Here is a 24,437-nt window from a genome sequence, read left to right as displayed (position 1 = left end):
CGCGCCCGGCCGGCCGCGCGTTCACGCGCCGAAGGGAAGGCCGATCCGCGCGAGGCTCACCGCCACGTCGCGCAGGACGGGGCCGAGCGGCTCCGTCAGGGTGGCTTCCGCGCTCTGCCAGTCCTCCGCGCCCGTGACCCGCAGCCCCGCCTGCGGCTGCCCCGCGACGTGGAGGGAGAACTCCAGCGCACTCACCGGGAACATCCCCGCGCAGGGTCCGCTCAGCGACGGGCCGAGCGGCAGCACCAGGCTGCCCAGCAGCCCCGCGCCGAACCGCGCCAGCGGCACCCGCTCGACCACGCCGGAGGTGCGGCGCAGCCCGAGGGCATGCGCCTCCCCCGCCCCTTCCAGCGCGATCTCAAGCTGAACCGCCTCCCAGGGGCCGGGCAGGCGCCGGTCGCACAGGGCCCGGCGGATGCACAGCCTGACGCCGCCCAGGCGCATGTCCACGAGCAGCGGGCAGGTGCGCGCCAGCCGCGCCTGCAGCGGCGCGGGGTCGAGGGGGAAGCCGTGCCGCTCCAGCTCGCTCAGCATCAGGTCCAGGTCGGCGGAGAGGATCGAGGGCAGCGACAGCACCCGCAGCGGCCAGGCCGGCCAGGGCATGTCGGTGCCGGTGGCCGCAGCCGCCGCCAGCAGCCGGTGCGCCTCCACCGCGGCGGCGCCGCAGCTCATCCGCAGTTCGCCGGGGGCGAGGACGATCTCCGTGGCGCGCGTGAGCGGCTCCAGCGCCACCAGCTCGGAGGCGGATTCCAGCGCCCGCCGCGCCGTGGCCGGCACGTCGCCCGCCGCCTCGTCCAGCCGCGCGGCCGCCGACCAGGGCCCCACCGGCTGCGGATGCCACATCCGGGTGAGCACCGGGTGGCGCACCGAAAGCGCCAGCACGTTGCGCAGCGCCGTCTCGGACCCGGTGCCGAGCGTGAGCGGCCCCGGCGCGCGGACCACCGCACCGCCCTGCCCCTCCACGGAGGCGATCACCGCGCTCAGCATGGCCGCGCTGCCGCCGGGGCCATCGGTCACCGTGGCGGGCAAGCGGGGCAGCGCCAAGCGCCAGAACGGCGCCTCGGGCTCCATGCGCAGGGTGGAGACGCCCGCCGCGCGCGCCCCGCCCTCCAGGTGGACCATCACCCCCTGCCGGGCCACCGTGGCCTCCAGCACGCTCAGCACCCGGTCCAGCTCCACCCCGCCCAGCTCCTCCGGCAGGTCCATGGCGATCGCCTCCGGCGCCGCGAGCGGGCGGATCAGCACCAGCGAGAAGCCGCCGAGCCCGGCCGAGGAAACCTCCCGGGTCAGCCGCCTGCGCATGCCCTCGCCGCGCACCGAGAGCACCGCGCGGGCGCCGCGCAGGATCGGGCGGTAGCCCGACCAGCTGCCGCCGCCCTCATGCCGCAGCCCCAGCACCGCGCCCACAGGCACGCCGGGGAACCGCGGGTCCAGCCAGCGGCGGGCCAAGTCCTCCGGCGCGCCGTCGTCCGGCCCGGCCAGGATCTGCGCATCCATCGCGCGGCGCAGCGGATTCTCGAACACCGGCAGTACATGGCCCCGCCCCAGCCCCAGCCCGAGCGCCAGCGCATCGCCCATCCGCAGGCACATCGCCGCCTGCTCGTCCACCGGGGCGTCGAGATAGTCCATCGGGCAGATCGCCGGCAGTTCCGAGCGCCACACCGGCGTGCCGCCCGGGCCCAGGCGCGCGTCCAGCGCCCAGCCGGTTCCGGTGGAGCGCAGCAGCGCCCCCGGCAGCACATGGGCGCGCAGCGAGGCCAGCAGGTCCCCGGGCGAGATACCCGACACCCGCAGGTCCTCGGCGATGAAGATGGCCGGGCGACCGGCATCCGCGCCGCCGCCGGCAGGCCGTGCCGCCTGCTGCGCCTGTGTCTCTTGCGTCATGGCGCCACTCTATCCGCACGGCAGGGGCGCGCAACGGCTTCCCGCCCGCCGGGGCCTGCCGGGCGCCGGGCTGTCCGCCTTAAGACCCATTGCGCTGCCTCGTGGGAGACGTATTCTGCGCCGGATATTTTCCGCAGGAAAGGAACGACACATGGAACTCAACGGCAGCCGTACCATCGCTGCGGACCGCGCCACCGTCTGGGCCGCGCTGAACGATCCCGACGTCCTGCGGGCCTGCATCCCCGGCTGCAGCGAGCTGACGGGCAGCCCGGACGAGGGGTTCGAAGCCACGGTGACCCAGAAGGTCGGCCCGGTGAAGGCCACCTTCAAGGGCGCGGTCACCCTGTCGGACATCGTGGAGGGGGAGAGCTACACCATCAGCGGCGAGGGCAAGGGCGGCGCGGCCGGCTTCGCCAAGGGCGGCGCGCGGGTGTCGCTGGCCGACGTGGAGGGCGGAACCGAACTCTCCTACGTGGTGGACGCGAAGGTGGGCGGCAAGCTCGCGCAGCTCGGCTCGCGCCTCATCGACGGCTTCGCGAAGAAGATGGCCGACCAGTTCTTCGAACGCTTCCAGACCGCGGTGGAAGGCCCCTCCGCGGCGGAGGCCGCAGCCGATGCCGGGGCCACGCCGGAAGAGAAGAAGAAATCCTGGCTCGGCAAGCTGATGGGCTGACCCCCGTATCCTGCCCCGCCGGGCCTCCGGCCCGACGGCGGATCCCCGGCGGTGTTTTGCCCCGCACCTCCCGACACCTTCAGGTTGAACACCGACCATTAGGATTCTCTGCAGCATAGTTCCCCCGGGTCGACGCCGCGGGGACGCCCCGCAATATTCTCCGGATGGGAGTGCAGGGAATGCAGGTCAATAAATTGGTGCGGGGGACAAGCCTTGCAGGCTCTGTTCTGGTTCTGGTCCTGTGCGGACTGGCCCTGAACGGCCTCGGCGGGGTGCGGGACGGGCTCAGCGCCCTGCCGGACGGGGGCAGCGCGGCTTCCGCGGCCGATACGGTCGGCACGCTGATCCTCGCCGCCGCCGTCCTCTCCCTGGTCACCGCCGTGGGCCTCATGGTGGCGGCGCGCGGGGGCAACGGCGGCCTGGCCGACGCCCTGGCCGCGCGCCTCGGCCTCCCGGCCGGCTCCGCGGACACCGACCTCCTGCTCGGCACGCTCGACACCAGCCTGAAGCGCGCCAGCGGCGCGGAGGACGTGGTCAAGGCCCTCGACCGGGCGACAACGATGATCATGCTCGCGGACAAGGACTATTCCATCCGCTATCTCAACGGCTCCCTGCAGGACATGTTCCGCAAGCACGAGGACGCGATGCGCAAGGACCTGCCGTCCTTCAGCCTCGACAAGCTGGTGGGGTGCAACATCGACATCTTTCACAAGGAGCCGGCAGCGACACGCGCCATGCTCAACGCCCTCAAGGGCACGCATATCGCCCGGCTCACCCTCGGCGGGCGCCACCTGCGTCTCGCGGTGCATGCCATCCATGACGCGAAGGGCAACCGCACCGGGACGCTGGTGGAGTGGCGCGACGATACCGAGGAGCGCCGGGTTCAGACCGATCTGGAACAGGTGATCGCCCACGCCTCGAACGGCAACTTCAGCGCGCGCGTGAACGCGAAGATCGAGAACGGGCAGTTGCGGCGGATGGCCGAGGCAGTGAACAAGCTCATCGACGCGGTGGAGCACGGATTGTCCGAGGCGCTCACGGTCATCGACGGCATGGCGCGCGGCGACCTGACCAGCCGGATGACCGGCACCTATTCCGGGGAGTTCGGACGGCTTCAGAGCAACCTGAACGGCTTCGGAGACCGCCTGGCCGAGCTGGTGGCAATGATCCGCGAAACCAGCGACGTGATGCAATCCACCCTGACAGCCATCGTCTCGGATGCCGGGGACCTCTCCAGCCGCGCCGAGCAGCAGGCCAGCGCCCTGGAGGAAACCGCCGCGACCATGGAAGAGATGTCGGCCACCGTGCGCTCGAACGCCAGCAACGCCAAGGAAGCGGCGTCCCTGGCCACGACCTCGTCGAAATCGGTCCAGGAGGCAGGGGAGGTGGTCAAGGAAACCGTCTCCGCGATCGAGCGCATCGAGGTGAGTTCCGGCCGCATCGCCGAGATCATCACGGTGATCGATTCGATCGCCTTCCAGACCAATCTTCTCGCCCTCAACGCCGCCGTCGAGGCGGCCCGGGCCGGCGATGCCGGGCGCGGCTTCGCCGTCGTCGCCTCCGAGGTGCGGACCCTCGCCCAGCGCTCCAGCGAATCCGCGAGCGACATCAAGAACCTGATCCAGGCGGGCGAATCCAACGTGGCCGACGGCGTGATGCTCGTCCGCCAGACCGGTGGCGTGCTTGAAACCATCCTGAAGTCGGTCACGGCGCTGTCCGGCAAGGTGTCGGAGATCGCCGGTGCCAATGTGGAGCAATCCGCGGGCGTGGACGAGATCACTGCGAACGTGAGCCACCTCGACCAGATCACGCAGGAGAATTCCGCCCTGGCATCAAAAAGTGCCTCCTCGGCGCAAGACGCCATGCACCGCGCGGAACGCCTCGCCGAACTCATCGCGTTCTTCAAGGGAGCGGACAACAGCAGCAAGTCAAGAAAGCGGGCGGCCTGAACAACGAACCCGCAGCAGGCGTCACTCACAGCGCCCGCGGGTTCCGAGACCAGGGGCTCTCAGATCAGCCAAGGCGGCTCGCCCAGCGCACTCTGCCAGCAGCAAGGCACTTGCGTCACCGGGCAGTCCGGCAAGTCCCACCGCCCGTACGCCGCAGCCCCCTCGCACACACACCTGGCTCGCCGCCTGCCACCGTCGGGAAGGCCGCCCGCAAAAGCGGACGGCCGTCACGCTCACTCGAGGCCTGCGAGGACCTCGTCCGAGAATTCGGCATTCGCCGTGACGTTCTGAACGTCGTCATCGTCCTCGAGAGTGTCCAGCAGTTTCAGCAGCTTCTGCGCACCGTCCGCGTCAAGCTCGGTGGTGGTCTGCGGCTTCCAGACCAAGCGGGTGGACTCGGCCTCGCCCAGCGCAGTCTCCAGGGCCGTGGAGACATCGTTGAGATCCTCCATCGCACACCAGATCACATGATTTTCCTCGGAGCTCTCCACGTCCTCGGCACCGGCCTCGATCGCGGCCTCCATCACCGAGTCCTCGTCGCCGGCCGCGGCGGGATAGACGATCTGCCCCTTGCGGTCGAACATGAAACTCACCGCGCCCGTCTCGGCAAGGTTCCCGCCCAGCTTGGCAAAATAGGAGCGCACGTTGGACGCGGTCCGGTTGCGGTTGTCCGTCATCGCCTCGACGATGACGGCCACGCCGCCGGGCCCGTAGCCTTCGTAGCGGATCTCGTCATAGCTGTCCGCGTCGCCACCCATGGACTTCTTGATGGCGCGGTCGATCACGTCCTTGGGAACCGAACTGGATTTCGCTTCCTTCACCGCAAGCCGGAGGCGCGGGTTCTTGTCCGGATCCGGGTCGCCCATCTTGGCCGCGACGGTGATTTCCTTCGCGAGCTTCGAGAACAGCTTCGAACGGGCCGCGTCCTGCCGACCCTTGCGATGCTGGATATTGGCCCATTTGGAATGTCCGGCCATTGCATGCCTCTTATCGCCTGAATTCGGATATCTGGCGGCGCTTATATGCGAGAGGCGGAGCCCGGTTCAAGCATGGCTTTGCGGGTCATGGCCCCCGGGGGCCGGCGCAGCTCCCCCCACGGTGGGGAAAGCGCGGGCCGCCGGGGCCAGGGGCGGAGGGCCCGCAGGGTCCCGACGCGCCCGTCGAGGCGGAGGGGGCCTGCCCCCTCCCCGAGAGGGGCGCACCCCCGGCAGGTCGCGGTCAGAGCGGCCAGAACAGCGGAATCAGCAAGCTCGCGACGACGCCGAGGATCAGGTTCATCGGCACGCCGATGCGCATGAAATCCGTGAAGCGATATCCGCCGGGCCCGTAGACCAGCGTGTTGGTCTGATAGCCGATCGGCGTGGCGAAACAGCAGGATGCAGCGAGCATCACCGCCACCACCAGCGGTGTCGCGTTCACGTCGAGCACCCGCGAGAGGTTGAGCATCACCGGTGTCATCACCACGGCCACGGCGTTGTTGGAGATCATCTCGGTGAGCAGCGAGGTGAACATGAACACCACCCCCACCAGCACCCAGTGCGGCAGGGAATCGAGCGTGGGCGCGATTCCCCCGACCACCAGCTTGATGGCGCCGGAGGTCTCGAGCGACACGCCCACCGCCAGCATGGCGAAGATCAGCGCCAGCAGCCGCCCCTCGACGAAGTCGAAGGCCTCGTCCGCGTCGATGCAGCGCGTCAGCAGCACGATGGCCACGCCGATCATCGAGGCGGCGAAGATCGGCACCACCTCCAGCGCGGAGAGCAGCACCACCGCGCCGAGCACGGCCAGCACGATCGGGGCATGGCCACGGCGGTAGGGGCGCTCCGTGGGCTGGGAGATGTCGACCAGGTCGACATCCTGCGCCAGCCGCTGGATGTCCTCCGGCGCGCCTTCGAGCAGCAGCGTATCCCCCACGCGGACCACCACGTCGTCAAGCTGGCGGCCGATGCCGCCGATGTTCTGGTTCCGCCGGTGCACGGCGAGCGGGTAGACACCGTAGCGGCGGCGCAGGCGCAGGCGCCCCAGCGCCCGGCCCACCAGCCGGCAGCCCGGCGAGATCAGCGCCTCCACCGTCACGGTCTTGCGCGAGGAAAGCTTGTCGACCGTGTGCACGGCGCGGCTGTTCTTCAGGCCCAGCAGCTCGTCCACCCCGGTGCGCAGGACGACGCGGTCGCCCTCCTCCAGCACCACGTCGGGGAACTGGCGGCGCAGGGAATCGTCGCCGCGCAGCACGTCGATCACCCGCATGCCGTCGCGCTGGAAGATGTCGACCTCGAACACCTTGCGCCCGGCGATGGGGCTTTCCTCGGGAATGGCGACCTCGGTGAAGAACTTCAGGCTCTTCTTTTCGCTCAGGAACCCCCCCGCGGTGCCCCGGTCCGGCAGCAGGCGCGGCGCGGCGAAGGCCATGTAGCCCACGCCCACCAGGGCCAGGATCACCGCCAGCGGCGTGATCGAGAACAGCGAGAAGCCCTCCAGCCCCTGCGAGCGCACGATGCCGTCCACCAGCAGGTTGGTCGAGGTGCCGATCAGCGTGCACATGCCGCCCAGGATGGTGGTGTAGGACAGCGGGATGAGCAGTTTCGACGGCGCGAGGCCCAGCGTCCCGGCCAGCCGCACGGTGACGGGGATCATCATCACAACCACCGGCGTGTTGTTCATGAAGGCCGAGGCCACCAGGATGAACAGCGCGAACACGGCGATCACCCCGCCGGCGTTCTTGCCGGCGCGGCTGGAGATCATGCCGGTGAAATAACTCAGCGCCCCGGTGCGCACCAGCGCCCCGGAGAGGATGAACATGGCCGCGATCGTCCAGGGCGCGGCGTTCGAGAACACATCGAGCGCGTCCTTCGTGCTGAGGACGCCGGAGGCAAGCAACACGGCGGCACCGCCGATCGCCACCACTTCGGTCGGATAGCGTTCGCTCACGAACAGAGCAAACATGCCCACCACAACCGCAAGGGAGAGGATCGCGGGCCAGAGTTCGGCAAACGGCACTTCGGTCAATTGGGTCTCCGGTCCGGTTTTGCGAGATGATGGTCTGCTGCGCTGCAGCGCGCAAGGGCTTATGCAGCGGGGTCTTGCGGTCGGTGGGCTGCCGTCCGCTGCAAGATACCCGGGGCGGCGTCCGTTTCCCCGGGGGCGATGGGCAAGGCGTTCAGGCCGGGCCGGGCCCGGCCCTGGGCTGGACGAGGGCGATCCCCAGCAGCACCAGGCCCATCGCGGCCCAGACCGTGGCGGAATAGCCCTCGCTGAGCACGACCATGCTCCACAGCACTCCCGCCACCGTGACCACGTAGCCCACCTGTGCGGAGAACACCGGCCCGGCCGCGCCGATGAGCCAGATGTAGCCCACGTAGCCCAGCACGTTGATGCAGGCCCCCGCGGCCAGCGCCCAGTCCGCCGCTCCCCAGGGGCCGGAGAGGTCCAGCGCCCGGTCGGAGGCCATGGCCACCGGCAGCGAGATCATCAGCGAGATGGCCACCGCCCCGATCAGCATGGTGATCGGGGCCATGTCCGGCGGGCTGCGCCGCGCCACCCAGTTGCCTTCCACCGCGTAGGCCGCGGCCGCGCCGATGCCGAGCAGCAGGTAGGGCGCCGCCGCCGGGTCCGGCAGGGCTTCCGGCGAGGCGAGCAGCACGATGGCCGCCAGCCCCACGAACACCCCCAGAAGGCGCAGCGGCGTCGGCCTGTCCAGCCGCAGCGCCGTGGCGATCATGAGGGTGAAGAGCGGCACCGTGGACACCGCGATCACCGCCACCCCCGCCGGGAGATGCGCCACCGCGCTGAGCGAGAGCACTGAGGGCAGCAGCGTGCCGAACACCCCGACACCGGCGCAGAACCCCAGCTCGCGCCGCCCCAGCGGCAGCGGCGCGCCGCGCAGCAGCGCGACGGGCAGCAGGATCAGCAGCGCGAAGCCCTGCTGCCACACCGCGATTCCCAGCGGGTCGTAGCCGGTGGCCGTCGCGAGCTTGTTGAACGGAATCCCCAGGCCCCAGACCCCGCCCACGCACAGGAGGATCGCGGAGAGCCGGGGCGCGGTCATCGCGGCGCCGCTTCGGCCAGTTGCCCGCCCGAGCGCACGGCCCAGACGCCGGTGGCCCGGCCGGTACGGTCATCGGTCTCCACCACCACGCCGGCCAGGGTGGCCGGGGTTTCCGCCGGGGTGAAGCGCCCGCCCGGCATGCCGGTCACGAAGCGGCGCAGCGGTTCGCCCGCGTCCATGCCGATCACGCTGTCGTAGGAGCCGCACATGCCGGCGTCGGAGAGATAGGCGGTGCCCTTCGACAGGATCATCGCGTCGGCGGTGGGCACATGGGTGTGGGTGCCCACCACCAGCGAGGCCTGCCCGTTGCACCAGTGCCCGATGGCCATCTTTTCCGAGGTCGCCTCGGCGTGGATATCCACCACGATGGCCGAGACCGCGGCGCCCAGCGCGTGGCGGCGCAGCTCGGCCTCCAGCGCGGAGAACGGGTCGTCGTAGGGCTGTTTCATGAACACCCGCCCCAGCGCCTGCATCACCAGCACCTTGCGGCCCCGGCTGACATCGAAGATGCGCGCGCCGCGGCCCGGAGCCTGTCTGGAGATGTTGAGCGGGCGCACGATCCGCTCGTCGCGCTCGATGTGGGTAAGCATGTCCTTCTGGTCGAAGGCATGGTCGCCGAGCGTCACGCAGTCGGCCCCGGCCTCGAACAAGAGCGCGGCATGGGCGGCGGAGAGCCCGTGACCGGAGGTCGCGTTCTCGCCGTTCACGATGGCGAAGTCGATCCGCCATTCGGTCTTCAGCCGAGCCAGGTTCTGAGTGATCGCGGTGCGTCCGGAGCGGCCCACGACGTCGCCTAAAAAGAGAATACGCATGCCTCTGCTCTATCCGCACGACCCCCCGCCCGGCAAGACGCATCTCGCGCCCCGGCCCGAGCCACCGCCCGCGCGCCGCGGCCGGTCCCGTGTCGGGATGCCCGTGCCGGCGCGGCCCCGCGCCGCCGCCTGCCCGTCGCCGCTGCGCGGTCACCGCCCTGCGCGCATCCTCCCCGGGGTCATCGGGGTGCGGGCACCGCCTCCGGCGGCGCCGCGGTCCTGCCTCCGGCCCGGGGGCGCCACCGCCGCGGCCCGTGACGCGCCCCGCCTGCGCGCGTCAGCAGAGCACGCCGGTTTCGGTCACCACGGCGTCGAGCGGGGCGTCGGTGGGTTCCAGCGGCACGGAGGGGCAGAACTGGCCCTGATAGGCGATGCCCACCGCCAGCCGCGGCGCGCGGGCGCGCAGTTTCGCCAGCGTCCTGTCATAGAAGCCGCCGCCGTAGCCCAGCCGTCCGCGGCCCGCGTCGAAGGAGACCAGCGGCACCAGCAGGAGGTCCGGCTCCAGCCAGGCCCCCCCGCGCGGCACGGAGGCGCCGAACGGCCCGGGCACCAGCGCCGCCCCCGGGTTCCACTCCCGGAACGCCAGCGGCGCGGCCCTGGCCACGATCACCGGCACGCACACCCGGATGCCCCGGCCCAGCAGGGCCTCCATGGCCGGGCGCGGGTCGATCTCGGTGCGGATCGGCAGGTAGCCCGAGGCAATGGCCGGAGCGGGGGCGCCGGCCGCGATCAGGCTGTCGAGATGGGAGAGGAGATGGTCGGCGGCACTGGTCGCGGCCCAGGCCGCGGTGGGGGCGGAATGGGCCTGCGCCCGCTGGGCGAACCCCTCGCGGCGGGCCTCCGCCTTCACCTCGGCAATCTTCATCCGGTCTTCTCCAGCAGACGCGCCCCCGCCACTGCATGGCAGGTCGCCCACGGGCCGTAAAGCCCGTGCCGCGTGCGGGGCGCACGCGACCCTCCGCGGCGCGGGGCCTGCGGTCCGCACACCGGACCGGCCGGGCAGGGGAAAGGGAGGGTGTGGCGGGCCCGTCGCGACCGTGGAAGGCGTCAGATCCTCGAGAGCCTGGATAACCAGGTGGGCGCCAGGTGCGATAGGCCACGGCCAGTCACAGAGCCAGCTCCCTCGAGCATGAATAGGCCACCAGGAAATGTCCCCGCACGGGAAGGACAGCACCCGCCACGACGATATCTAGAGCCGCGCCGCGCCGATTTACAGAGGGGGGCGCGGGTTTTTCGCGCCACCCGGGGCGTTGACAGCCGCGTTCCCCATGTGTTCTTGTGGCGCGCATGGACCAGCCCCTTCCCCAGATGATGCCGGGGCAGGCTCTCGCACGCGGCGCCTGCCGGATGCTGATGCGGATGGGCTTCGCCCCGGTCACGGAATTCGTGCCCGGCCCCGGGCTGCGCGCCGATGTCTTCGCGCTCGGTCCGAAGGGGGAGATCTGGATTTTCGAATGCAAGTCCGGGCTGGCGGATTACCGCTCCGACGCCAAGTGGCAGGGCTACCTGGACTGGTGTGACAGGTTCTTCTGGGCGGTGGACGGCAGCTTTCCCGCCGAGATCCTGCCCGAGGGCAGCGGCCTCGTGATCGCGGACCCGTATGACGGCGAGATCCTGCGCATGGGCGCGGAAAGCCGGCTGCCGGGCGCGCGGCGCGCCGCGCTCACCCGCCGTTTCGCGCGCACCGGGGCCGAGCGGCTGCGCCGCCTGCTCGACCCCTGGCCGCAGGAACTCACGGGCGGGGCCTGAGCGGCCGCCGCCCGCCGGGCCGGGGCCTACTTGCGGCCCTTGCCGCCCTTCTTCGGCCGGGAGGCCGCGCGCGCGCGCTCGGCGGCGGCGCGCAGCTCCTCGGCGATCTCCTCGGCTTCCTCGGGCTCGAAGTCGAGCGGCAGGTCGATGCCGTCGCCCTCGATGTAGATGCGCACCATGCCCAGGCTGGTGGGCCCGATCTGGATGCCGGCCTGCGTGTCGCTTTCGCGGTCGATGCCCATGTGTGTCTCCGTTTCGCGTGGCTCTCGCATCGTGCTAGAGTGCTGCGGGCACGGGTGCAAGCCCGGGTGCGGATCAGGGGGTTGCATTCCCCCGCCGCGTACCGTAGATGAGCCCCGCGTGCCGACGTAGCTCAGTAGGTTAGAGCACTAGATTGTGGATCTAGGGGTCCCCCGTTCGAGCCGGGGCGTCGGTACCATTCCCTCCTTTCCCGGCGCGCCCCCTTTCCCCCGTGCATTGCGGCTGTTACGGTTTTTCGAAACAACCCATGCATGGTGGTCCATGAATTCCCAATCAGGCTCTCTCAGCCTTTCCGTTTCCCCGAATCTTGCTTCTGACGATTTCGACGGCCTGCGCGACTGGATTCGCGAGCACCGGGTCGAGGAGATCGAGTGCGTCACCCCCGATCTCGCGGGCATTGCCCGCGGCAAGGTGATGCCGGCGGCGAAATTCATCCGGGAAGCCGGCATCAAGCTGCCGACATCGATGTTCTTCTCCACCATCAACGGCGATTACGCCGAGGAGGTGGGGTCGGCGCTCTACACCGACAGCGATCTCACCCTGGTGCCGGATCTCGCCACCGCCCGCTCGGTGCCCTGGGCCACCGATGCCTCGCTGCAGATCATCCATGACGTGCAGGACCGGGACGGGATCGTCTTCCCCGTCGCCCCGCGCCAGGTGCTGCGCCGTGTGTGCAAGCTCTACGCCGACAAGGGTTGGGTGCCGGTGGTGGCACCGGAGCTGGAGTTCTACCTCACCCAGCCCAACACCGACCCGGACCTGCCGCTGGAGCCGCCGGTGGGCCGTTCCGGCCGGCGCAGCAACGGCAACCAGGCCTTCTCGCTCTCCGCGGTGGACGAATACGAGCGGGTGATCGAGCTGATCTACGATTACGCCGACGCCCAGAACCTGCAGATCGACACGATCATCCAGGAATCCGGCGCCGCCCAGCTCGAGATCAACACCATCCACGGCCACCCGATGAAGCTCGCCGACGAGGTGTTCCTGTTCAAACGGCTGATCCGCGAGGCGGCGCTGCGCTGCGGCTGCTACGCCACCTTCATGGCGCGGCCCTACTCGGACCAGCCCGGCTCGGCCATGCACATCCACATGTCGGTGGAGGACACGGACGGCAACAATGTCTTCTCCCTGCCCGACGGCAAGGCCTCCGACCTCTACAGCTTCTTCGTGGGCGGCCAGCAGCAGTTCTTCCACGCCGCAGCCGCGCTTGCCGCGCCTTACGTGAACTCCTACCGCCGGCTGGTGCCTGGCTGGTCCGCCCCCATCAACCTCGACTGGGGCGAGGACAACCGCACCACCGGCCTGCGCAGTCCCCAGGCCAGCCCGCGCGGCCGCCGGGTGGAGAACCGCGTGGTGGGGGCGGATGCGAACCCCTATCTCGCCCTCGCCGCCTGCCTCGCCTGCGGCTATCTGGGCATGACCCAGCAGATCAAGCCGCGCGTGAAGGTGGATTTCGAAACCGACAGCTACACCCGCGCCCGCGACCTGCCCTACTCGCTGCTGGACGGGGTGGAGGCGCTCGGCCGCTCGAAGGACCTGCGCGAGGTGCTGGGGCCGGAGTTCGTGGACATCTACGCCGCGGTGAAGCGCGCCGAGCATGACCAGTTCATGCGGGTGATCAGCCCCTGGGAGCGCGAGCACCTGCTGCTCAATGTCTGAGCGCGAGCACCTGCTGCTCGATGTCTGAGTGTGAGCACCTGTTGCTCAATGTCTGAGCGTGAGCACCTGTTGCTCAACGTCTGAGCGCGAGCACCGGCTGCTCGATGTCTGATCCCGCCTCTCCGATACCGAACCTGAAAGACCCCCGATGAGCAGCGCCGACCTTCTTCACTGGAACGATCGCCCGGGCGAGCATGCCCCTTCCTGGTACGCCGAAAGCGCCCGCCCCTTCCCCGATCAGCCGCCGCTGGAGGGCGACCTGCGCGCCGATGTCTGCGTGGTGGGGGGCGGGTTCACCGGGCTCTCCGCCGCGCTGCATCTCGCGGAGCGGGGCTACTCCGTTCGGCTGCTGGAGGCCCACCGCGCCGGCTGGGGCGCCTCGGGGCGCAACGGCGGGCAGGTGGGCTCGGGCCAGCGCATCGAGCAGGACGAGATCGAACAGATGGTCGGGCGCGAGCACGCCCGCCGCGCCTTCGACATCGGCACCGGCGCGGCGCAGCTGGTGCGCGACCTGATCGCCCGCCACGACATCGGCTGCGCCTACAAGCCCGGGGTGATGGAGGCGAACCACCGCCGCCGCTTCGACGCGCATTCCCGCGCCTATGTCGAGAAGCTGCGCACGGAGTACGACTACCATTCCATGCGTTACCTGGAGCCGGCCGACGTGGCCGACATGCTGGGCACCGACGTGTTCTCCGCCGGCATGATCGACATGGCCGCGGGCCATATCCACCCGCTGAACTTCGCCCGCGGCCTTGCCACCGCTGCGCTCAATGCCGGCGCGGTGATCCATGAGCGCTCGCAGGTGACCGCCATCGAGCAGGGCCCGAAGGTGACCGTGCGCACCGCCGGCGGCTCGGTCACCGCCGATCACCTGATCCTGGGCTGCAACGGCTACATCGGCGATCTCGAGCCGGAGACCGCGGCCCGCGTCCAGCCGATCAACTCCTACGTCATCGCCACCGAGCCGCTCTCCGAGGACCTGGCGGCGGAGGTGAACCGCGACGACGTGGCCATCTTCGACACCCGGTTCGTGGTGAATTACTGGCGGTTGTCCGAAGACCGGCGGATGATCTTCGGCGGGCGCGAAAGCTACGGCTACCGCTTCCCCGACGACATCAAGGAGAGCGTGTTCCGCCGCATGCTCACCCTCTATCCCCAGCTCTCGCACGTGAAGGTCACGCACGGCTGGGGCGGCACGCTGGGCATCACCTGGTCGCGCCTGCCCTGCTTCCGGCGCATCGGCGGCAACATCCTGTCGCTGTCGGGCTATTCCGGCTCCGGCGTGGCGCTGGCCACGATGGCCGGGCAGATCGGGGCGGAAACCGTGGCCGGGCAGGCCGAGCGCTTCGACGTGATGGCCGGCCTGCCGACGAAACCCTTCCCCGGCGGCCCCGGCTTCCGCCACGCGCTGATGAGCCTCGGCATGCTGTGGTTCTCGCTGCGCGACCGGCTCTGACGCCGTCCCGGCCGGCACTGGGCGAACCCTTTCAGGACACCGGCGCGGGCCCCGCCGTCCTCTCGGCCCGGCAGCCTCCGGGCCGATCTCCGCACGCCACCGGCAGGCCCCCTGCGGCCCCGGCAGGCTCCGGTCCGGCCTGCTCACCGCACTCCTCGCAGGCTCCGGCCCGGCCCCAGGGCTGCCCCGGAAGGCTCCGGTCCGGCACGTTCACGTCGCCCGGCGCCGCGCCGGCTGCCCCGGAAGGGTGGTGATGCCGGGCCGGGCAACGGGCCTCTTGCGCGCCGGGCGGAGCCGGTCGCCCGCCCCCCGGGCCTCGGATCGGGAAAGCGGCGGCGCGGGCGCCGCGCCGAACGCGGGAAGAGGGCCGCGCACGCCCCCGCCCTGCCTCAGCGGGACAGGAACGCGTCGACCGCGGCGATGAATTCCTTCGGCTTCTCGGCGTGCAGCCAGTGGCCGGCGCCGTCCAGGCTCTCGAACGCGGCGCTCGGGAACAGGGCGCGGATGGCGGCGTGATCCTCCGGCTTCACGTAGTCGGAGCGCGCTCCGGTGAGGAACAGCACCGGCTTGTCGAACACGCCGGTCTCGCCGGGCCAGGCGATCACCTCCTCCATCACCGCGTCGAGCGCGTCGAGGTTGAGCTTCCAGTGCGCGCCCTCGGGGGTGATCGCGAGGCTCTGGATCAGGAAGGCACGCATGGAGGGGTCGCGCACGCGCGCGGCAAGCTGTGCGTCCGCGTCCGACCGCGCCGTCACCGTCGAGAGGTCCACCGCCTGCATCGCCGCGATGAATTGCGCATGGCTGTGCGTGTAGGACACCGGCGCGATATCCGCGATCACCAGCTTGCGCAGCATCCCGCCGTTGCGCAGCGCCAGCACCATCGCGGCCTTGCCGCCCATGGAATGGCCCAGCAGGTCGGCCGTGCCGCCGCAGACCGCGCCGATCACCGCCTCCAGGTCGCCGGCCATGTCGTCGTAGCTGTGGCCCGGCGCATGGAAACTGTCCGCATGGTTGCGCATGTCGACGGCCACCACCCGCCGCGTGGCCGAGAGCTTGCGCGCGATGGCCCGCCAGTTGCGCGCCGAGCCGAAGAGACCGTGGGCGATGACCAGCGGCGGGCCCGCCTCCGCGCCTGCGGCGGGGTAGATGTCATGGTTGAGCAGGGTCATGCGGGGGTCTCCTTGCCGGGGTCACGCCGGACGGCTGTCCTGCGCATGGCTCTACCATCCCGGGCGGTTTTCTCAACCCCGGCGGGCCGCGCGGCGCGGGCGCGGGCGGGATGCCGGCCGGCCGCCCCCCCCCGGCCCGCCCTCACCGGTGAAAATCGTTGCGCCGCCCGGGGCCTCACGGCATCGTGACGGGAGAAGCGGAACCGGGTGGCCCGCTCGCCACCGCCACCGCCGCCGCCCCCAGGTTCACGGAAATGCGCCCTGTCACACCAACGCCCGAATGCCGCGCCCTGCGGGTCGCCCCGTGCCGATGCCCAGAAGGACCAGCCATGCTCACCAGACGAACCTTCCTCCTCGGCGCCGCGGCCGGTGGCGCGATGATCTCGCTCCACCCCTACTCCGCCCGCGCCGCGGCGAACCAGGCCCATCTGCGCGTGCTCTCGACCACGGACCTGCACGTCCACGTCTACCCCTATGACTATTACGCCGACCGCCCGACGGACACCCACGGCCTCGCCCGCACCGCCGCCATCATCCGCGACGTGCGCGCCGAATCGACCAATTCCATCCTGGTGGACAACGGCGACTACCTGCAGGGCAACCCGATGGGCGACTACATCGCCTACGAGCGCGGCATGAAGGAGGGAGACCTTCACCCGGTCATCCAGGCGATGAACGTGCTGGGCTATGACTGCGGCACGCTGGGCAACCATGAGTTCAACTACGGTGTCGGCTTCCTCGACAAGGTGAACGCCGGCGCGAACTTCCCCATCGTCTGCGCCAATTTCGCCGACAGCCTGGGCGCCGCTCCGCGCGCCGACGCCCTGCACCTGAAGCCCTACGTGCTGCTGGACCGCGAGATCACCGACGGCGCGGGCGCCACCCACCCGATCCGCATCGGGCTCATCGGCTTCGTGCCGCCGCAGATCATGCAGTGGGACCAGAAGCACCTGGAGGGCCGGTTCGCCGCGCGCGACATCGTGGCCGCCGCGCGCGCCTGGGTGCCGGAGATGCGCGAGGCGGGGGCGGACATCGTCGTCGCCCTGTCCCATTCGGGCATCGACGCGCGGCCGCAGGCCGAGTTCCTCGAGAATGCCTCGTATCACGTGGCCGGGGTGGAGGGGGTGGACGCCATCGTGACCGGCCACAGCCACCTGGTGTTCCCCGGCCCGAAGTTCGCCGCCACGCCCGGGCTGGACCCGGAGCGCGGCACGCTGCAGGGCAAGCCGGCGACGATGGGCGGCTTCTGGGGCTCGCACATGGGGCTGATCGACCTGATGCTGGAGCGCGACGGCTCCGCCTGGCGGGTGCTCTCCTCGGAAGCCGGCACGCGGCCGATCTCCGAGCGGGTGGAGAAGACCACCGTTCCGCTGGTCGAGAGCGTGGACGCGGTGCTGGAGGCCATCCGCCCCGAGCACGAGGCGACGCTGGAATACGTCCGCCGCCCGGTGGGCCGGACAGCCGCGCCGCTGCATTCCTACTTCGCGCTGGTGGCGGACGACCCCTCGGTCCAGATCGTGAATCAGGCCCAGCGCGCCTATGTCGCCGAGATGATGGCGGGCACGGAGTGGGCCGGCCTGCCCATCCTCTCCGCCGCCGCGCCGTTCAAGGCCGGCGGGCGCGGCGGGCCGGAGTATTACACCGACGTCGCCCCGGGCCCGGTGGCGATCAAGAACGTCTCCGACCTCTACCTCTACCCCAACACCATCCGCGCCGTGCTGATCGACGGCGCCACGGTGCGCGAATGGCTGGAGATGTCCGCCGGCATCTTCAACGAAGTGCCCGCCGGGGCCCGCGACGCGGCCCTGCTCAACCCCGCCTTCCCCTCCTACAACTTCGACGTGATCGACGGGGTGACCTACGAGATCGACCTCACGCAGCCGCCGCGCTACACGGCCAAGGGAGAGCTTTCCGCGCCGGGCGCGCATCGGATCATCAACCTGATGTTCGAGGGCAAACCCCTGGACGAAAGCCAGAAATTCGTGGTGGCCACCAACAATTACCGCGCCGGCGGCGGCGGCAACTTCCCCGGCTGCGACGGCTCCACGGTGATCTTCGTGGGGCCGGACACGAACCGCGACGTGCTTGTCCGCTACATCGTGGAGAAGGGCACGGTGAACCCGGCGGCCGACGGCAACTGGCACTTCGCCCCCGCCGGCGGCGCCACCGTCCTGTTCGAGAGCGGGCCGCGGGGCCGGGAGCATCTGGACGAGGTGAAGGGCGTCGCCATCGCCGCGGCGGGCGACGGCCAGGAGGGCTTCGCCCTCTACCGCATCACCCTGTGACCCCCCGGGCCGGCGCGCGGACCCTTCCGCCGCGCCGCCCGGACCACACCCCGCCCGCCGGGCGCCCCCCGCCTCCCCGCTTGCCAGAGCGCATCCCCCTCGCTATAGGGACCGCGGACAGATGCGCGCCCGCGGGCGTGCCATGTGCCTGCGCGCCCTCCGGCGCGGGACCGGCCTTGCGCCCCCGGGGCGCGGGCGCGCTCCCGCCCTCCCGGCGCGACCTGCCCTCGCGCGCCCCCGGGCGCGGCCTGCCTTCCGCGCGCCCCCCGGCGCGACCAGCCTTCCCGCGCTCCCCGGCGCGACACATCTCCCGCGCCCCGGGCGCGGCCGCATGACCCGGCGCCTCCGGCGCGACGCCTGCCCCAGCGCCCCGGCGTGAGGCCACGGCGCGCATCCGCGGCGCGACTGACTGCCCCGCGCCCTGTGGCGCGACAGACCACCCCGCGCCCTTTGGCGCGGCCGCCTACCCCGCGCTGCCGGCGTGCGAGACTGTTTCGCGCCTGCGGCGCGCGAGACCACCGCGCGCCGCAGGCGTGACCGACCAAAGCGCGTCGCCCCGGCGCGGCAGCATTCTTTCGAGGACCCGATGGCCAAGATCAACGGCAATGAAATCCGTCCCGGCAACACGCTGGAACATGATGGCGGCCTCTGGGTCGCGGTGAAAGTCAGCCATGTGAAGCCCGGCAAGGGCGGCGCATTCGCCCAGGTCGAGATGAAGAACCTGCGCAACGGCACCAAGCTCAACGAGCGCTTCCGTTCCGCCGACAAGGTCGAGCAGATCCGGCTCGAGCAGAAGGACCAGCAGTTCCTCTTCGAGGCCGACGGCATGCTGACCTTCATGGACAGCGAGACCTTCGAGCAGATCGCCCTGCCCGCCGACCTGCTGGGCGACCGCCGCCCCTTCCTGCAGGACGGCATGACCGTCACCATCGAGTATTACGACGTGGAGGCGCTCAACGTCTCCCTGCCCGAGAAGGTGACCTGCACCATCGAGGAAACCGAGCCCGTGGTGAAGGGCCAGACCGCCGCCAACAGCTTCAAGCCCGCCGTGCTGGACAATGGCGTGCGCATCACCGTGCCGCCCTTCGTGGGCCAGGGCGAGAAGATCATCGTGAACACCGAGACGTTCGAATACGTCGAGCGCGCCTGAGCCGCGCCCGAGCCTGAGACTGAGCACGCCCCCGGCCCGGCCGGGGGTTTTGCGTTTCGCTCCTCCGGATGCCTGCCCGGCGCTTGCGCGCCGCCGCTGCCCGGGGGTATGGCGGAACAGGACCCGACCCCGGAAGGACCGAAGACAGATGAGCACCGCATCCCCCAACCTCAACGTGATGATCAAGGCGGCCCGCAAGGCGGCCCGCGGTCTCGTGCGCGACTTCGGCGAGGTCGAGAACCTGCAGGTCTCGATGAAATCCGCCGGGGACTTCGTGTCGCGCGCCGACATCAAGGCCGAGCAGGTCATCCGCGAGGAGCTGATGGAAGCCCGCCCGAACTACGGCTGGGTGGGTGAGGAGAGCGCCGCCGAGGTGGGCAAGGACCCCACCCGCCGCTGGATCGTCGACCCGCTGGACGGCACCTCCAACTTCCTGCACGGCCTGCCGCACTGGGCGATCTCCATCGCGCTGGAGCACAAGGGCGAGATCGTGGCCGGGGTGATCTATGACCCGATCAAGGACGAGATGTTCACCGCCGAGAAGGGCAACGGCGCCTGGCTGAACGACCGCCGCCTCCGCGTGAGCGGCCGTCGCGAGATGATCGGCTGCCTGTTCGCCACCGGCCTGCCCTTCGCCGGCAAGGGCGACCTGCCCTCCAGCCTGCGCGACCTCAGCCGCCTGCTGCCGCAGTGCTCGGGCGTGCGCCGCATGGGCTCGGCCGCCCTCGACATGGCCTATGTCGCCGCCGGCCGCTACGACGGCTACTGGGAGCGCAGCATCAATGTCTGGGACATCGCCGCGGGCGTGGTGATCGTGCGCGAAGCCGGTGGCTTCCTCGGCGCGATGTCCGACGCGGACGTGCTCGAAGCCGGCTCCGTGATCTGCGCGAACGAACCGATGTACGGCCCGCTCCGCAAGCTGCTGATCGACTGACACCGGGCCACCCACCCGCCTTCCGAAACGCCCCGTGCGCCCCGCGCCACGGGGCGTTTTCGCATCTCCCCGTCCCGCATCTCCCCGTCCCGCATCTCCCCGTCCCGCATCTCCCCGTCCCGCATCTCCCCGTCCCGCATCTCCCCGTCCCGCATCTCCCCGTCCCGCATCTCCCCGTCCCGCATCTCCCCGTCCCGCATCTCCCCGTCCCGCATCTCCCCGTCCCGCATCTCCACCGTCCCGCATCTCCACCGTCCCGCATCTCCACCGTCCCGCATCTCCACCGGCACGCATCTCCACCGGCACGCATCTCCCCGTCCCGCATCTCCACCGGCGCGCATTTCCACAGCCCGCTTCTCCTCGTCCTGTGCCTCCGCGACCCGCATTTTCCCGTACAGCATCTCCCTGGCGCGCGGTTTCCCGGCATGCATTTGCCCGGCCAGCATCTGCCCGACTCAAACCTCCCAAGGCTCAGGGCTCAGGGCTCAGGGCTCAGGGCTCAGGGCTCAGGGCTCAGGGCTCAGGGAACAGGGAACAGGGAACAGGGAACAGGGAACAGGGAACAGGGAACAGGGAACAGGGAACAGGGAACAGGGAACAGGGAACAGGGAACAGGGAACAGGGAACACCCTCCCATCCGGGCGGCGCGGCAAGCCCGGAATTGCAGGATGACGGGGGTCATGTCTGTCCGCAGACGTGGTCTGTCCGCACACATGCCCGGGCGGCATCGCACCATCCGGCGGGCCCTGTCGTCCCGGACATCGCCCTTCCCGCGGCGTCTGACAGGCTGGCTCCCGCGCAGGTGCGACCGGGTGTGACCGGCCTCCCTGAGGCGGAGGCGGGTAGACACCTGCTCCGAAGGCCGGCGGGCCGGGCGTCGCGCGCGGATCAGCGCGACCAGGCGCGTGTCAGGGGGCCGGCGTCGCCGAAGACGGGGTCGCGGTCCGGCAGGGGCACGCGGGCGATCTGCTCGGGGCCGTCGCGGCGGTCTGCGGGGCGGTTCCGGCGGGTCGTGTAGTGCTCCTGTCCCGGCGGATAGGCGCCGCACACCTCGAAATCGGCGCTGGCGGACAGCCGGCAATGGCCGGTGCCGGCGGGCAGGACGAGCGTGTCGCCGGCACGCAGCTCCAGCCGGTCGCCCTGCGGCCCGCCCAGCATCAGCTCTGCCGCCCCGCGCGAGACCGACAGCACCTCATGCGCATCCGGGTGCCAGTGATGGTAATCGAACACCGTATAGGCCCAGTTTCCGCCCCAGCCATTGCGCTGGTGAATGCTCCGGACATGCGCCGCGCCGGCGTCGGCCGGCAGGGCCGCGCGCAGGAGAACCACCGGAAGCCGGGGATTGTTGGGGATGACGCCGTCATCCCCGAACCACAGCGTGGTCACCTCGCAGGCAACGGTCATGGCGTGTTCCTTTCCGCTGATGCTGCCGGGGGAACGCGGGAGGCGCGGCGGGGTTCCCCGCCCCGGGTCAGCCCTCGATGGGGCGCAGGACGGCATCTCCGGCGCGCATCTCGCCGCTCACCCGGTCCAGGCGCATCAGCGCCAGCGCCTCGCCGCCGGCCACGCTGCCCAGCGTGCCGGCGCTCCGGCCATCCGCGGTGATCTCGGTGCCCGGCGGCGGGGCCAGCCCCTCCACCGACAGGCGCACCAGGCCGCGGCGCAGCTCGGTCTTGTGCTTCATGCGCGCCGTCACCTCCTGCCCCACGTAGCAGCCCTTGCGGAAATCGACACCATGCAGCCGCTCGAACCCGGCCTCGAGGATGAAGGTCTCGTCGCGGCGCAGCTCGGCCCCGCTGGCAGGCACGCCCAGCCGCACCCGCAGCAGCGCGTGCGCGGCGCGGGCCGCCCCGTCGTCCGCCGGCAGGGCGAGGGCGGCGGGCCTGGCGTAGACACGCAGGCCCAGCGCCGGGTCACGCGGGTCGGCCACGGCGATCGGGCCGTCGGGCGCCGCGGCGCCCTGCGGCAGCAGCGCCACGCAAAGCCCCGCCTCCGCGATGGTCACGTCCTTGCGCAGCCGGTACATCGACAGGCGCCGGGCCAGCGCCTCGGCACCCTCGGCATCGGTGTCCAGCAGCACGTCCGCGCCATCGGCCACCAGCAGGAAATCGAACAGGAACTTGCCCTGCGGGCTCAGCAGCGCCGCGTAGACCGGCGCTCCGGGCCCCAGGCGGCGCACGTCATTGGTCACCAGCCCCTGCAGGAAGTCGCGCACATCCGCCCCCGACAGGCGCAGAACGCTCCGTGTATCGTCGATGAAACCACCCGTGAGGGCGCCCCCGTCAAACTCCGCTGGCATGATTCCGGCCTCCGTCGGCAAACTCGGGTGTCGCACAACCCGGCTCCGACAGGTATAAATCCCACAAAGCCATGACAAGGTACCGTCACGCATGTCCGCTCCGATTTCGGTGATCATCCCAACCCTGGACGAGGCAGATCGCCTCGGGCCGTGCCTGCGCGCGCTCTACGACGGGCTGGCCGCCGGGCTGGTGCGGGAGCTGATCATCGCCGACGGCGGCTCGGATGACGGCATCGAGGCGCTGGCGGACGAATTGGGCGCCCGGCTGGTGCACAGCCCGCGCGGGCGCGGCCACCAGCTCGCAGCCGGTGCGGCCGTGGCGCGGGGAAGCTGGCTGCTGGTACTGCACCCCGCCAGCGTGCCCGGCCCGGGCTGGATCGAGGCCGTCGGCAGCCATATCCGCAGCCGGCCGGGCAAGGCCGGCTGGTTCCGCCTGCGCTTCGACACGCCGGGGCTGATGCCGGCGCTGGTGGCGGGCTGGGCGAACTGGCGCTCCCGCGTGTTCGGCCTGCCGATGGGCGACCAGGGCCTGCTTGTGCCGCGCGGCCTGTACGAGCGGGCCGGCGGCTATCCCGAGGCGGCACGGTTCGAGGATGTCTCGCTGGCGCGGGCGCTCTCCGGGCAGCTCGTGGCGATCGACGCGGAGGTGACGGCCGCGGCCCAGCCCCATCTCGACCAGGGCTGGTGGACCCGCGGCGCGCGGAACTGGGCCGGCCTGCTGCGCCATGGCCTCGGGGCCAGGGCGGCGCGCCGGCCTGGCAGCGGGTTGGCCCGGGACGGGCGCAATGGCTAGGGCGCGTCGCCAGACGGTGATGCTGCTCGACACGCCGGCAGCCGGCCCGCCGGGCTTCTCGACCGGTGCCGCCCCCGGCCCGCGGCTGCCCGGCGGGCTGGCCCGGCTGCGCGACGGGGCGCTGCTGCGCCGGCTCGGCAATGACCCGCGCTGGACCGTGCTCGCCGCCAGCCCGGCGCTGCGCCGCACGCCCTGCTCTCCCGCCGGGCAGGGCGCGGCGCTGGCACGCCTGCTGCGCGACATCCGGCCGGGGCCGGTGCTGGTCGTCGATCCGCGCATCCCGGGAATCGACCGCCGGCACATCGCGGAAGCCTTCGCAGCACTCGGCCGGTCCGACGCCGTGCTCGGGCCCACCCCCGGCGGCGGCTACTGGCTGATCGGGCTGGCGCGGGCCCGCTGCCCCGCGCCGCCGGCCCTGTTTCGCGACGTGCGCTGGCTCAGCCGTCACACGCTGGGCGACACGCTGGCCGGGCTGCAGGGCCACCGGGTGACCTTCGTCAGCCCGCTGGAGGAGCCCGCCCGCCCCTGCGCCGTGCCGGAGGCCCGGGCGCCGCGTCAGCCGGCCTTGAGGCTGGTGGTCACGTAGTTCACCGACAGGTCGCGCCGCGACAGGCTCCAGCTCCAGCCGAGCGGGTTGAACACGAAGCCCGTGCGGTCCACCGGCTGCAGCCCGGCCTTCGAGATCAGCGCGAACAGCTCGTCCGGCGTGATGAACCGGTGCCATTCATGCGTGCCCTTGGGCAGCCAGCGCATCACCCATTCCGCCCCCACGATGGCCATGGCGAAGCTCTTGGGATTGCGGTTGATCGTGGAGCAGATCATCATGCCGCCGGGGCGCAGCAGGGCGGCGCAGGCGTCGAGATAGGCCTGCGGGTCGGCCACGTGTTCGACCACCTCCATGTTCAGCACCACGTCGAACTGCGCACCGGCGGCGGCCATCTCCTCCGCCGTGCCGGTGCGGTAATCGATCTCCAGCCCGGACTGGGCGGCGTGGATCTCCGCCACGGGAATGTTGCGCGGGGCGGCATCCACCCCGGTCACGGTGGCGCCCAGCCGCGCCATCGGCTCGCACAGCAGCCCGCCGCCGCAGCCGATGTCGAGCAGGCGCAGCCCCTCGAAGGGCCGGGGCGCGGAAAGGTCGCGGCCGAACTCCGCCGCGACCTGGTCGGCGATGTAGCCCAGCCGGCAGGGATTGAGCATGTGCAGCGGCTTGAACTTGCCCTTCGGGTCCCACCACTCCGCCGCCATCGCCTCGAACTTGGCGATTTCTGCGGTATCGACGGTTGTTTGCATCTTTCTCTCCTGCCCGACTTCGG

At 71.1% G+C, this 24,437-nt stretch carries 21 protein-coding genes and 1 tRNA gene; 11 read left to right on the top strand and 11 right to left on the bottom strand.

Features of this window, described 5'->3' with window-relative positions:
- Nucleotides 1–21 precede the first annotated feature (21 nt).
- Complete coding sequence (locus FDP22_RS09120) at nucleotides 22–1,884, bottom strand: hypothetical protein (protein WP_138572027.1); 1,863 nt, start codon at nucleotides 1,882–1,884, stop codon at nucleotides 22–24.
- Nucleotides 1,885–2,035: 151 nt separating this feature from the next.
- Here FDP22_RS09120 and FDP22_RS09115 point away from each other — a divergent pair, with 151 nt between their 5' ends.
- Nucleotides 2,036–2,557 carry an SRPBCC family protein gene (locus FDP22_RS09115; RefSeq protein ID WP_138572028.1) on the top strand — a complete coding sequence of 174 codons (522 nt, stop codon included), beginning with the start codon at nucleotides 2,036–2,038 and terminating at the stop codon, nucleotides 2,555–2,557.
- A 179-nt stretch (nucleotides 2,558–2,736) separates the two neighbouring features.
- The gene (locus FDP22_RS09110) at nucleotides 2,737–4,506 is read left to right on the top strand and encodes a methyl-accepting chemotaxis protein (protein ID WP_138572029.1); all 1,770 of its coding nucleotides are present in this window, start codon (nucleotides 2,737–2,739) and stop codon (nucleotides 4,504–4,506) included.
- 233 nt (nucleotides 4,507–4,739) lie between these two features.
- On the opposite strand, the gene FDP22_RS09105 is transcribed toward FDP22_RS09110, so the two are convergent.
- From FDP22_RS09105 to FDP22_RS09085, 5 genes are all read right to left on the bottom strand, one after another.
- Nucleotides 4,740–5,483: a YebC/PmpR family DNA-binding transcriptional regulator gene (locus FDP22_RS09105; protein WP_138572030.1), complete on the bottom strand. Its 744-nt coding sequence runs from the start codon at nucleotides 5,481–5,483 to the stop codon at nucleotides 4,740–4,742.
- A gap of 241 nt (nucleotides 5,484–5,724) precedes the next feature.
- Entirely contained in the window at nucleotides 5,725–7,512 is a 1,788-nt protein-coding gene (locus FDP22_RS09100; protein WP_346728817.1) for an SLC13 family permease, read from the bottom strand.
- A 151-nt stretch (nucleotides 7,513–7,663) separates the two neighbouring features.
- A complete protein-coding gene (locus tag FDP22_RS09095) occupies nucleotides 7,664–8,551 on the bottom strand; it encodes a DMT family transporter (RefSeq protein WP_138572031.1) in 888 nt (295 codons plus the stop codon).
- A complete protein-coding gene (locus FDP22_RS09090) occupies nucleotides 8,548–9,363 on the bottom strand; it encodes a TIGR00282 family metallophosphoesterase (RefSeq protein ID WP_138572032.1) in 816 nt (271 codons plus the stop codon). The genes FDP22_RS09095 and FDP22_RS09090 overlap by 4 nt, the downstream gene beginning before the upstream one ends.
- A gap of 277 nt (nucleotides 9,364–9,640) precedes the next feature.
- Entirely contained in the window at nucleotides 9,641–10,228 is a 588-nt protein-coding gene (locus tag FDP22_RS09085) for a 5-formyltetrahydrofolate cyclo-ligase (protein ID WP_138572033.1), read from the bottom strand.
- Between the two features lie 422 nt (nucleotides 10,229–10,650).
- Here FDP22_RS09085 and FDP22_RS09080 point away from each other — a divergent pair, with 422 nt between their 5' ends.
- A complete protein-coding gene (locus tag FDP22_RS09080) occupies nucleotides 10,651–11,112 on the top strand; it encodes an MmcB family DNA repair protein (protein ID WP_239031736.1) in 462 nt (153 codons plus the stop codon).
- A 26-nt stretch (nucleotides 11,113–11,138) separates the two neighbouring features.
- On the opposite strand, the gene FDP22_RS09075 is transcribed toward FDP22_RS09080, so the two are convergent.
- Nucleotides 11,139–11,354, bottom strand: a complete 216-nt coding sequence (locus FDP22_RS09075) for a DUF6324 family protein (protein ID WP_138572034.1) — start codon at nucleotides 11,352–11,354, stop codon at nucleotides 11,139–11,141.
- Nucleotides 11,355–11,474: 120 nt separating this feature from the next.
- Here FDP22_RS09075 and FDP22_RS09070 point away from each other — a divergent pair.
- The 3 genes from FDP22_RS09070 to FDP22_RS09060 all read left to right on the top strand — a co-directional run bounded on the left by FDP22_RS09070 (nucleotide 11,475) and on the right by FDP22_RS09060 (nucleotide 14,491).
- Nucleotides 11,475–11,551 (top strand) — tRNA-His (locus tag FDP22_RS09070).
- 83 nt (nucleotides 11,552–11,634) lie between these two features.
- Nucleotides 11,635–13,032 (top strand): glutamine synthetase family protein, encoded by a 1,398-nt coding sequence (locus tag FDP22_RS09065; protein ID WP_138572035.1) that lies wholly within the window; start codon nucleotides 11,635–11,637, stop codon nucleotides 13,030–13,032.
- Nucleotides 13,033–13,180: 148 nt separating this feature from the next.
- Nucleotides 13,181–14,491 (top strand): NAD(P)/FAD-dependent oxidoreductase, encoded by a 1,311-nt coding sequence (locus FDP22_RS09060; protein ID WP_138572036.1) that lies wholly within the window; start codon nucleotides 13,181–13,183, stop codon nucleotides 14,489–14,491.
- Nucleotides 14,492–14,880: 389 nt separating this feature from the next.
- Here the strand turns inward: FDP22_RS09060 and FDP22_RS09055 are convergent, their stop codons facing one another.
- On the bottom strand, nucleotides 14,881–15,654 hold the full coding sequence (locus FDP22_RS09055; protein ID WP_430225862.1) for an alpha/beta fold hydrolase: 774 nt from the start codon (nucleotides 15,652–15,654) through the stop codon (nucleotides 14,881–14,883).
- Between the two features lie 335 nt (nucleotides 15,655–15,989).
- On the opposite strand from FDP22_RS09055, the gene FDP22_RS09050 reads away from it, so the two are divergent.
- The 3 genes from FDP22_RS09050 to FDP22_RS09040 all read left to right on the top strand — a co-directional run bounded on the left by FDP22_RS09050 (nucleotide 15,990) and on the right by FDP22_RS09040 (nucleotide 20,029).
- Nucleotides 15,990–17,945, top strand: a complete 1,956-nt coding sequence (locus tag FDP22_RS09050) for a bifunctional 2',3'-cyclic-nucleotide 2'-phosphodiesterase/3'-nucleotidase (protein ID WP_138572038.1) — start codon at nucleotides 15,990–15,992, stop codon at nucleotides 17,943–17,945.
- A gap of 586 nt (nucleotides 17,946–18,531) precedes the next feature.
- Nucleotides 18,532–19,095: an elongation factor P gene (gene efp / locus FDP22_RS09045; RefSeq protein ID WP_138572039.1), complete on the top strand. Its 564-nt coding sequence runs from the start codon at nucleotides 18,532–18,534 to the stop codon at nucleotides 19,093–19,095.
- A gap of 148 nt (nucleotides 19,096–19,243) precedes the next feature.
- Complete coding sequence (locus tag FDP22_RS09040) at nucleotides 19,244–20,029, top strand: inositol monophosphatase family protein (RefSeq protein ID WP_138572040.1); 786 nt, start codon at nucleotides 19,244–19,246, stop codon at nucleotides 20,027–20,029.
- Between the two features lie 888 nt (nucleotides 20,030–20,917).
- On the opposite strand, the gene FDP22_RS09030 is transcribed toward FDP22_RS09040, so the two are convergent.
- Both FDP22_RS09030 and ygfZ read right to left on the bottom strand, forming a co-directional pair.
- Nucleotides 20,918–21,433, bottom strand: coding sequence for a cupin domain-containing protein (locus FDP22_RS09030; protein ID WP_138572042.1), 516 nt, complete (start codon nucleotides 21,431–21,433; stop codon nucleotides 20,918–20,920).
- A gap of 67 nt (nucleotides 21,434–21,500) precedes the next feature.
- Nucleotides 21,501–22,328 (bottom strand): CAF17-like 4Fe-4S cluster assembly/insertion protein YgfZ, encoded by an 828-nt coding sequence (gene ygfZ / locus FDP22_RS09025; RefSeq protein WP_138572043.1) that lies wholly within the window; start codon nucleotides 22,326–22,328, stop codon nucleotides 21,501–21,503.
- Nucleotides 22,329–22,419: 91 nt separating this feature from the next.
- Between ygfZ and FDP22_RS09020 the strand changes: the two genes are divergently transcribed.
- Entirely contained in the window at nucleotides 22,420–23,121 is a 702-nt protein-coding gene (locus FDP22_RS09020; RefSeq protein ID WP_138572044.1) for a glycosyltransferase, read from the top strand.
- Entirely contained in the window at nucleotides 23,114–23,707 is a 594-nt protein-coding gene (locus tag FDP22_RS09015) for a DUF2064 domain-containing protein (RefSeq protein WP_170317641.1), read from the top strand. The genes FDP22_RS09020 and FDP22_RS09015 overlap by 8 nt, the downstream gene beginning before the upstream one ends.
- Here the strand turns inward: FDP22_RS09015 and ubiG are convergent.
- Complete coding sequence (gene ubiG / locus FDP22_RS09010) at nucleotides 23,677–24,414, bottom strand: bifunctional 2-polyprenyl-6-hydroxyphenol methylase/3-demethylubiquinol 3-O-methyltransferase UbiG (RefSeq protein WP_138572046.1); 738 nt, start codon at nucleotides 24,412–24,414, stop codon at nucleotides 23,677–23,679. The genes FDP22_RS09015 and ubiG overlap by 31 nt on opposite strands.
- Nucleotides 24,415–24,437 lie beyond the last annotated feature (23 nt).

Source organism: Paroceanicella profunda (assembly GCF_005887635.2).
Classification (GTDB): domain Bacteria; phylum Pseudomonadota; class Alphaproteobacteria; order Rhodobacterales; family Rhodobacteraceae; genus Paroceanicella; species Paroceanicella profunda.
Note: the sequence above shows the minus strand (reverse complement) of the source record. Positions and strands in the feature narration are given on the sequence as shown.

Bases quoted from the DNA above. Each gene is read 5' to 3' on its own strand.
- FDP22_RS09075 (WP_138572034.1), bottom strand. From the start codon at position 11,354: ATGGGCATCGACCGCGAAAGCGACACGCAGGCCGGCATCCAGATCGGG.
- FDP22_RS09030 (WP_138572042.1), bottom strand. From the start codon at position 21,433: ATGACCGTTGCCTGCGAGGTGACCACGCTGTGGTTCGGGGATGACGGC.
- FDP22_RS09065 (WP_138572035.1), top strand. From the start codon at position 11,635: ATGAATTCCCAATCAGGCTCTCTCAGCCTTTCCGTTTCCCCGAATCTT.
- FDP22_RS09110 (WP_138572029.1), top strand. From the start codon at position 2,737: ATGCAGGTCAATAAATTGGTGCGGGGGACAAGCCTTGCAGGCTCTGTT.
- FDP22_RS09120 (WP_138572027.1), bottom strand. From the start codon at position 1,884: ATGACGCAAGAGACACAGGCGCAGCAGGCGGCACGGCCTGCCGGCGGC.
- FDP22_RS09095 (WP_138572031.1), bottom strand. From the start codon at position 8,551: ATGACCGCGCCCCGGCTCTCCGCGATCCTCCTGTGCGTGGGCGGGGTC.
- FDP22_RS09115 (WP_138572028.1), top strand. From the start codon at position 2,036: ATGGAACTCAACGGCAGCCGTACCATCGCTGCGGACCGCGCCACCGTC.
- efp (WP_138572039.1), top strand. From the start codon at position 18,532: ATGGCCAAGATCAACGGCAATGAAATCCGTCCCGGCAACACGCTGGAA.
- FDP22_RS09015 (WP_170317641.1), top strand. From the start codon at position 23,114: ATGGCTAGGGCGCGTCGCCAGACGGTGATGCTGCTCGACACGCCGGCA.
- FDP22_RS09090 (WP_138572032.1), bottom strand. From the start codon at position 9,363: ATGCGTATTCTCTTTTTAGGCGACGTCGTGGGCCGCTCCGGACGCACC.
- FDP22_RS09060 (WP_138572036.1), top strand. From the start codon at position 13,181: ATGAGCAGCGCCGACCTTCTTCACTGGAACGATCGCCCGGGCGAGCAT.
- FDP22_RS09080 (WP_239031736.1), top strand. From the start codon at position 10,651: ATGGACCAGCCCCTTCCCCAGATGATGCCGGGGCAGGCTCTCGCACGC.
- FDP22_RS09085 (WP_138572033.1), bottom strand. From the start codon at position 10,228: ATGAAGATTGCCGAGGTGAAGGCGGAGGCCCGCCGCGAGGGGTTCGCC.
- FDP22_RS09020 (WP_138572044.1), top strand. From the start codon at position 22,420: ATGTCCGCTCCGATTTCGGTGATCATCCCAACCCTGGACGAGGCAGAT.
- ygfZ (WP_138572043.1), bottom strand. From the start codon at position 22,328: ATGCCAGCGGAGTTTGACGGGGGCGCCCTCACGGGTGGTTTCATCGAC.
- FDP22_RS09050 (WP_138572038.1), top strand. From the start codon at position 15,990: ATGCTCACCAGACGAACCTTCCTCCTCGGCGCCGCGGCCGGTGGCGCG.
- ubiG (WP_138572046.1), bottom strand. From the start codon at position 24,414: ATGCAAACAACCGTCGATACCGCAGAAATCGCCAAGTTCGAGGCGATG.
- FDP22_RS09105 (WP_138572030.1), bottom strand. From the start codon at position 5,483: ATGGCCGGACATTCCAAATGGGCCAATATCCAGCATCGCAAGGGTCGG.
- FDP22_RS09040 (WP_138572040.1), top strand. From the start codon at position 19,244: ATGAGCACCGCATCCCCCAACCTCAACGTGATGATCAAGGCGGCCCGC.